Below are 7155 nucleotides of genomic sequence, written 5' to 3'. Positions count from 1 at the left end.
GACCAGGGGCGGGGGCGGGTGCCTGGTCAGGCTCCGCCGGTGCGGCGGAGCGTGCGGTGTTGGAGGAGGACGGCGGCGACGATGATCGCGCCCTTGGCGATCTGCTGGACGTCGCTCTGCAGGTTGTTGAGCGCGAAGATGTTGGTGATCGTGGTGAAGATCAGTACGCCCAGCACGGAACCGACGATCGTGCCGCGCCCGCCGGTCAGCAGGGTGCCACCGATGATCACGGCCGCGATGGCGTCGAGTTCGTACAGGTTGCCGTTGGTGTTCTGTCCTGAACCTGACAATATGATCAACAGGAAGGCCGCGATGCCGCAGCACAGACCCGAGAGCACGTACAGATAGAGACGCTGGCGCCGGATGTCGATCCCGGCCAGCCGGGCGGCCTCGGCGTTCCCGCCGACCGCGAGCGTGCGGCGGCCGAAGGTCGTGCGGTTCAGGAGCAGCCAGCCGAGCACGGTCACCGCGCCGAAGACGAGCACCAGGGGAGGTATGCCGAGCACATAGGCGCCGGGGGCGCCCAGGTCCAGGACGGCGTCCACCGTGACGATCTGGGTGCGGCCGTCGGTGATCTGAAGAGCCAGCCCGCGTGCGGAGGCGAGCATCGCCAGCGTGGCGATGAAGGGAACCATGCCGCCGTACGCGACGAGGACGCCGTTGACCAGGCCGCATCCGACACCGACGACAACAGCGGTGAACAGGATTCCGGTGAAGCCGTACTCCTGTGTCGCGACGGTGGTCGCCCAGACCGAGGCCAGGGCGACGATCGCGCCCACCGAGAGGTCGATGCCACCGCCGGCGATGACGAACGTCATCCCGACGGTCACCACTCCGATGATCGACGCCTGCGTCAGCACCAGTTGCAGGTTCGAGCCCGCCAGGAAGGTGTCGGGCTCGGTGACCCCGCCGACGGCGACGAGGATCGCCAGCACGCCGAGCAGGGAGAGGTTGCGGACGTCCGCCTGCCGGCCGAGACGAGCCAGCGGGCCCGGCGGCCTGCCGCCCGCGGGCCCACCGCGGACCGGACGCTTGCCACGACTGGCCTGCTGGGGTACCGCCCGCCGCGGAGAGGAGACTGGCTGCTGTGTCACGAAGGCTCCGTTCCAGGAGACGTGGGGTCGGCATGGGCCGCCATCAACAGGTCGAGAATGCGGTTTTCGTCGAGGTCCGGGGCCGGTGCGGCGTCGACCACCCGGCCCTCGCGCAGCACCAGGACGCGATCGGCGAGGCCGAGGACCTCGGGAAGCTCGCTGGAGACGAGGAGAACGGCCAGACCCGCGTCGGCGAGCCGCCTGATCACGCCGTAGAGTTCCGCGCGCGCTCCCACGTCGACGCCCCGGGTCGGCTCGTCGAGCAGGAGGACGCGGCAGTCCCGCAGCAGCCAGCGTGCGAGGACCGCCTTCTGCTGGTTGCCGCCCGAAAGCGTGCGTATGAGCACATCCGGGTCGTCGGGACGCAGGGACAGCTCCCGGGTGACGGCCTTCGTCGCGGCGCGCTCGCCGCGCCGGTCCAACCAGCCCAGCCGCGCGAAGCGCGAGAGGGTGGAGACCGACACGTTGCGGGTGACGGATTCAAGCTGGAACAGCCCCTGGGCCTTGCGTTCCTCGGGAGCCAGGCCCAGTCCCGCCGCCACGGCCGAGCGTACGCTGCCGGGACGCAGCCGCCGGCCGTCGACGCTCACCTCCCCGGCGCTGGGGCGGCGTGCCCCGTAGATGGTTTCCAGGATCTCCGAGCGACCGGAACCGACCAGGCCGGCGAGGCCGACGATCTCACCCGCGCGCAGCTCGAGGTCGAGCGGCGCGAACTCCCCCTCCCGGGCCAGGCCACGCGTCCGCAGGACGGCCGGCGCGCTCTGCCGGGGTGCGGACCGGCCGGGGAAGACGTGCTCGATCTCGCGCCCGGTCATCAAAGCGATGATCTCCCGGTCCGGGGTCTCCTCCACCGCAAGCCCCCCGGCGACGGACCGGCCGTTCTTGAGGACCGTGACCCGGTCCCCGATGCGCCGGATCTCCTCAAGACGGTGCGAGATGTAGACCACCGCCACTCCGTCGGCCGTCAGTTCGCGGACGATGCGGAAAAGGTTCTCCGTCTCGTCGGGATCGAGCGCCGCGGAGGGCTCGTCCATGACGATGAGCCGCACGTCGTGGGAGAGCGCCCGGGCCATCGAGACGATCTGCCGCTGCGCGGCCGACAACTCCCCCACGGCCCGGCTCGCATCGATCTCCTCATGCCCGAGCCGCCGCAGCAGTTCCGCCGCCGCGACGCGGGTGTCACGGCCGCGGATCACGAACCCGGCGGCCGTCCGCTCATGGCCCAGGAAGACGTTCTCGGCGACGGACAACCCCTCCACCAGGTCCAACTCCTGGTAGATCGTGGCGATGCCGAGCCGCATCGCGGCGACGGGCGATCTCAGCACGACCTCCTCGCCGCGCCAGGTGACCGTGCCCGAGTCGGGGCGGTGAGCGCCGGCGAGCACCTTGATCAGGGTGGACTTGCCCGCTCCGTTCTGCCCCAGCAGGCAGTGCACTTCGCCCGCCTGCACCTGGAGAGTGACACCGTCCAGGGCCCGCACCCCGGGGAAGGCCTTGATGATGTCCGACATCGTGAGCAGAGGTGATCGGACCGCGTCACCGGCCCGGTGAGAGGAAACAGACATAGGCACCACGAGGAATCCCAACGGAAAGGACATGCCGACCCCGCCCGGGTTCCTGCCGCTGGGGACTGGGACCGGGGCTGGGGCTGAGGACGGGTGGGAGAGTCGAGTCGCGGAGGTCAGGCGGGCGAGAACAGGTGGTCGCTGATGAGCCGCGTGGCACCGATGACCCCGGCCATGCCGCCCAGTTCACCCAGGACGATGGGAAGGTTCCCCGTCGCCAGCGGAAGGGAGCGGCGATAGACCTGGGAACGCACGCTTGCGAGAAGCGTGTGGCCCAGTCCCGTCACGCCACCACCGATGACGACCATGCCGGGGTTGAAGAAGCTGACGAGCCCGGCGATCACCTGCCCGACCCGTTCCCCGCCCGTGCGGATCATGTCCAGTGCGACCGGGTCACCCGCGGCCGCGGCGGCCGCGAGATCGGCGGAGGTGAGCCGCCCGGACGCCTCCAGTCGTACGGCCAGGTGCGCCGAACGACCGCTGCGTGCGGCCTCTTCGGCGTCCCTGGCCAGCGCGGCACCGCTGAAGTGTGCTTCCAGGCATCCGCGGTTTCCGCACGCGCACAGCCGCCCCTGCGGATCCACCTGGATGTGGCCGATGTCTCCGGCGCACCCGGTGACGCCCCGGTACACCTGGCCGCCGACGATGATGCCGCAGCCGATCCCCGTTCCGATCTTGACGCAGAGGAAGTCGGCGACGGAGCGGGCGACGCCTGCGTGCTGCTCACCGAGGCCCATGAGGTTGACGTCGTTGTCGACCATGACCGAGCACCCGAACTCCTGACTCAGAGCTTCACGCACGGGGAACCCGTCCCAGCCCGGCATGATGGGGGGCGCCACGGGCACGCCCTCGGGGAAGCGCACCGGACCGGGAACGCCGACCCCGACCCCGTCGAAGCCTTCCACCGGCCCGGACTCCTTGAGTTTCTCCGCCATCGCGAGCACCTGCTCGAACACCGCGACGGGGCCGTTCTTGACGTCCGTGGAGTCGTTGAGGTGGCCCAGCACCTCAAGCTCGCCGTTGGTGACGGCCACGTCGATGGAGGTTGCGCCGATGTCCACGCCGAGGAAACGCAGACCTGGCGCGAGCCGCACGCTGTGGGACCGCCGGCCCCCTCGGGAAGCGGCGAACCCATCGGTGGCCACGAGGCCCGTCTCCAGCAGCCGGTCGATCTCAACAGCCAGTTTGGAGCGGGAGAGCTGGATGCGTTCCCCCAGTTCGGCCCGTGAGCTGCGCCCACTGTCCCGCAGCAGACGCAGCAGGTGTGCCTGGTATGTATTGGCCGGCCGAGCCGTCATCCGCCGCACGAGCACTCCTCAACGTCGGTCGCTGCGCGTTGGGACACCGCCCAGCGAACGAACCCTGACGGGCTTTCGCCGAGAAGCTAGCAGCGCCAACCGACCTTAGGAAGAAGTTGCGCTGCATCGATCAAAACTTTCGCTCGCCAGAGGACGAAGTACCACGCCGTGTGCCGACCAGCTGCGCAGAGCGATCAACGTTCCACGTCAACCTCGGCGTTGGGGCGGGCCCGGCCTGGGCATCCCGGTGCGCGGACGGGCCGGCACCGCACTGATGGCGGAGGGACCGCGCACCCGCCGTCGCCGTCGGACGGTGGCCGGTGACCGGCGCCTCCGGTGCGGCGCGGCGTCGGACGGGGCGGGGGCAGTGCCTTGTCGCCGGATGACTCGTTGAGAGCAGTGTTGGGGACGCTGGGCCCCGCCCGGCCACAGGGAGAGGCCGGGCGGGATCCGTTCAGACAGGGGAGGTACGGGTGTCCGTATACGAGGAAGCCGGCATCACCACACCGGAGCTGTGCGAATCGTACGCTCGGTGCGAGGAGGTGGCGCAGCGGTTGTCCGGGCCGCTCTGGATGGCCACGGAGTCGCTGCCCGCCGAGGTCCGGCCGCATGTCCGCGCACTCGTCGCCTACTGGCACACCACCGACGACATCGCCGACGAGGGACGCCTCGCCGGCCGTGAGGCACGGCTGTCGCAGTGGTGCGCCGATTCGCTGGCCGAGGTGCGCGCGGGACACAGCGAGCATCCGCTGCGGCGGGCGTTGGTGCACACCGTCCGCAGCCGGGATTTGGACGTCGCGCTGCTGAAGGAGTTCCTGGACGCCAACCGGAGGGACAGCGCGGCCCCGCCCGCGTTCGACACGGCCGCGGACCTGCGGCGCTACCTGCGGAGTGTGACCGGCGCGCCCAGCGGACTGCTGGCCCCGCTGCTGGCGCCCCGCCCCCGGGAGGCGGTGGATCTGCTGCGTGTGCTGGGCGAGGCGTGCCAGATGGCGGACATCTTCCAGGACTTCCCGCTCGACCTCGGCCGGGGCCGGTGCTACCTGCCGGAAGAGGATCTGAGCAGGCTCGGTCTGCGCCCCGGCGATCTCCTGGACGCCACACGCCGGGACGCGCTGGACGAACTGATCGGAGTCCAGATCGCCCGTACCCGTGACCTGCTGGCCCGGGCCACGCCGGTCACGGGGAAGCTGCACGCGTCATGTCGGCCGTTCACCCACGGCCTCTTCCTCGGGGTGGAGCACGTGCTGGACCAGGCCGACCACCTGGGAGCACGGGTGCTGACCGAGGGCGTCGACCGGAACGCGCTGCTCGGCCACCGGGCGAACGGCTCCCCGGCCTTCCCCGCGCCGGACCGCATACCCGGCCATGTCGCCGTGATCATGGACGGGAACCGGCGGTGGGCCGCGGCACACGGCCTGCCCGCGTCCGACGGTCACGTCGCCGGTGCGCGGGCCGCGCTGCGGCTGGTCCACTCCGCGCTGCGGCTGGGCGTTCCCCAGCTGAGTGTGTTCGCGTTCTCCACCGAGAACTGGGTCCGCAGCACGGAGGAAGTGACCGAGCTGTTCGCCACGATGACCGAGGGACTCACCCTGTTCGCCCGGTGGATGCGGGAGCGCGGCATCCGGGTGCGATGGTGCGGGCGGCGCGACCGGCTGAACCCGTCGCTGGCGTCCACGCTGGCGATCGTCGAGAACATGACGTCCCGCAACACGGCGCTGACACTGAACATCTTCGCCGACTACGGCGGGCGCGAGGAGATCGTCTCCGCCGCCCGCACCCTGGCCGCCGAAGCGGTCGCCGGAAGGATCCAGCCGCAGCGGATCGGCCCCGAGGACGTCGCCAGGAGCCTGTACACACCCGACCTGCCCGACGTCGACCTGCTGATCCGCACATCCGGGGAGCAGCGGCTCAGCAACTTCCTGCCCTGGCACCTGGCATACGCCGAGTTCGTGTTCGAGCCGGTGCACTGGCCCGACTTCGGTCACCGGCACCTGCGGAGCGCCATCGACACCTACGCCGGCCGGCTGCGCCGCTTCGGTGGTGACGCCGCCGACGCGGCGCAGCCGGCCGACATCAAGGGCATCCCGCGTCAACCGGCTGCGGAGACGACCGGGACTCCTTGAGCCCCGGTCGTCAGCCGATCACGGCTCGGGCGGCGTGTACACGCCCCCGGCCGTGAGGTGCCCGAGAACGGTCTTCGTGGTCAGACCCGACGGACCGAAGGTGGTCTCGAACACCTCCAGCGACGCCTCGGTCAGGCGCACCGGCACACCGACGACCTGGATCCTCATCGGCCGGCCTGGAGGCACCGGCGCCGCCTCCAGGCGCCCCTCACCCACGGTGAAGGTGAACACCGACTGCAGGGCGGCCACCAGGCCGTTGACCGTGGCCTCCCCGGAGACCGTCTCGCCCTCCAGTGAGGACACCAGGTCGGCCAGCCGGAACTCACCCGCGGGAGTCCGCAGCACCAGGCCCCCTTCGAGGACCGCGGTGCCCCGGGCTCGCCCGGGATCGTCCACCGAGGGGTCGCCGACCGCCGAACGTACCGGGAAACGAACCCTTCCCCCACCGCTGTTCTGGTTCCCGGTGGCCGGAGCGACCGGCTCCACGGTGACCCCGAGACGGTCCAACTCGTCCTGGATGTGCTTGCTCCACCGCAGATCCACCCAGGCGTCCGAGACCCTGCCCAGCTCCGGGTCCGCGGAGGCACCGAAGGCCGCCGGCGTGAGACAGGCGAGCAGGGGGGCGGCCAGCGCCCCTCCTATGATTCCTCGTCGCGTCGCGCTCATCTTGTGCTTTCACCTCTTCCTGGGGCGGCAAGGGCGCGGCCCCGCGAGGAGCATGGGCGGACAGCACGGCCCAGCATGGAGTGATGGCACCAGAAGCCACCCGAACGGGGGACCGTCGCGATATGCCCGGGAACATGTGATCGGTTGTCGGCGGCTCACCTCTACTACCGTCTGCCCCCGGCGCCGCGCGGAGACTTCGCGGCCGGCGGTAGCCGACGGTGGTCAGGCGGTGCCCGGCGCGACCGTCCTCCCGTGGCAGACCTTGTAGGCCGGGCGGCCGCCGGCGTCGCGCAGGTTCGTGCTCCGGCCGCAGCGCACGCACGGCGCCGCCGGCGGGGACCACTGGTGGCTGTCGCGCCGGCCGGGGAGCGGTGCCGGGCGACCGTGGCAGGAGCCGGGGCCGGGG

General features: G+C 71.1%; 5 protein-coding genes and 1 pseudogene. 1 reads left to right on the top strand and 5 read right to left on the bottom strand.

Translation table 11 applies throughout. From position 1 onward, the window contains the following. Nucleotides 1-26: 26 nt before the first annotated feature. The 3 genes from L7D48_RS23585 to L7D48_RS23575 form a co-directional block, all read right to left on the bottom strand. Nucleotides 27-1094 carry an ABC transporter permease gene (locus tag L7D48_RS23585; protein ID WP_374493488.1) on the bottom strand — a complete coding sequence of 356 codons (1068 nt, stop codon included), beginning with the start codon at nt 1092-1094 and terminating at the stop codon, nt 27-29. After that, nucleotides 1091-2605, bottom strand: a complete 1515-nt coding sequence (locus tag L7D48_RS23580) for a sugar ABC transporter ATP-binding protein (protein WP_237882233.1) — start codon at nt 2603-2605, stop codon at nt 1091-1093. The genes L7D48_RS23585 and L7D48_RS23580 overlap by 4 nt, the downstream gene beginning before the upstream one ends. Nucleotides 2606-2775: 170 nt before the next feature. Next, nucleotides 2776-3957 (bottom strand): ROK family transcriptional regulator, encoded by a 1182-nt coding sequence (locus tag L7D48_RS23575; RefSeq protein WP_237882232.1) that lies wholly within the window; start codon nt 3955-3957, stop codon nt 2776-2778. A gap of 473 nt (nt 3958-4430) precedes the next feature. Between L7D48_RS23575 and uppS the strand changes: the two genes are divergently transcribed. Further along, nucleotides 4431-6083 carry a polyprenyl diphosphate synthase gene (gene uppS, locus L7D48_RS23570; RefSeq protein ID WP_237882230.1) on the top strand — a complete coding sequence of 551 codons (1653 nt, stop codon included), beginning with the start codon at nt 4431-4433 and terminating at the stop codon, nt 6081-6083. A gap of 18 nt (nt 6084-6101) precedes the next feature. On the opposite strand, the gene L7D48_RS23565 is transcribed toward uppS, so the two are convergent. Both L7D48_RS23565 and L7D48_RS23560 read right to left on the bottom strand, forming a co-directional pair. Beyond that, complete coding sequence (locus L7D48_RS23565; protein WP_237882228.1) at nt 6102-6749, bottom strand: hypothetical protein; 648 nt, start codon at nt 6747-6749, stop codon at nt 6102-6104. Nucleotides 6750-6971: 222 nt separating this feature from the next. Further along, nucleotides 6972-7155 (bottom strand): annotated as a pseudogene (locus tag L7D48_RS23560) (hypothetical protein); the annotation flags it as partial.

Origin of the sequence: Streptomyces sp. ICN903, assembly GCF_022015835.1 — a bacterium.
GTDB lineage: Bacteria > Actinomycetota > Actinomycetes > Streptomycetales > Streptomycetaceae > Streptomyces > Streptomyces fenghuangensis.
Note: the sequence above shows the minus strand (reverse complement) of the source record. Positions and strands in the feature narration are given on the sequence as shown.

Coding starts and splice junctions, on each gene's coding strand:
- L7D48_RS23580 (WP_237882233.1), bottom strand. CDS start 2,605: ATGTCGGACATCATCAAGGCCTTCCCCGGGGTGCGGGCCCTGGACGGT.
- L7D48_RS23575 (WP_237882232.1), bottom strand. CDS start 3,957: ATGACGGCTCGGCCGGCCAATACATACCAGGCACACCTGCTGCGTCTG.
- L7D48_RS23565 (WP_237882228.1), bottom strand. CDS start 6,749: ATGAGCGCGACGCGACGAGGAATCATAGGAGGGGCGCTGGCCGCCCCC.